Origin of the sequence: Nibrella saemangeumensis (assembly GCF_039541915.1) — a bacterium.
In the GTDB taxonomy this organism is placed as follows: Bacteria; Bacteroidota; Bacteroidia; order Cytophagales; family Spirosomataceae; genus Nibrella; species Nibrella saemangeumensis.
Genome location: NZ_BAABHD010000034.1, coordinates 1 through 537, shown reverse-complemented (window position 1 = coordinate 537; position 537 = coordinate 1). Strand labels below are relative to the sequence as shown.

Sequence of the window (537 nt, the reverse complement as noted above, 5' to 3'; positions counted from 1 at the left end):
CCTGCGGTGAGTGGCACCTACACCTATACGGTGAGTTTGAGCCGCAGTGGCTGTGCGGTGCGCACGGCCCAGGTGAGTGTGACGGTGGGCAACTGCGGGGGTGGCCCTTGTGGGGATGGTGTTCGGGTGGCCGAGAGCCTGAGCAGTCCGGTGGCGGGTCTGCGCTACAGCTACTATGAACACATGTGGAGCCGCAGTGTGAGTGAGATTGAAGGCAAGACGCCGGTGGCCCAGGCCGTGGTGGGTCAGTTCTCGTTGGCCCCCCGCCAGAAGCCGGACTACTTTGGTTTTGAGTACACGGGCTACATCAACATACCGGCCGATGGGCAGTACAGCTTCTATACCAGCAGTGATGATGCCAGCCGGCTGTGGATCGGCAGCACCGAGGTGGTCAACAACGACTTCATGCAGGGCATGACCGAGCGCAGTGGACAGATCTGTCTGGCCAGGGGCTGGCACCCCATCCGGGTGCGCTACATCCAGGGGGCGGGTGGTCTGGGTCTGCAGGTGAGCTGGCAGGGGCCGGGCGTAGCCAAG

At 63.5% G+C, this 537-nt stretch carries 1 protein-coding gene; it reads left to right on the top strand.

From position 1 onward, the window contains the following. Positions 1 to 537 (top strand): PA14 domain-containing protein (locus ABD949_RS18175; RefSeq protein ID WP_345245562.1); only part of this gene is annotated, 537 nt, incomplete at both ends.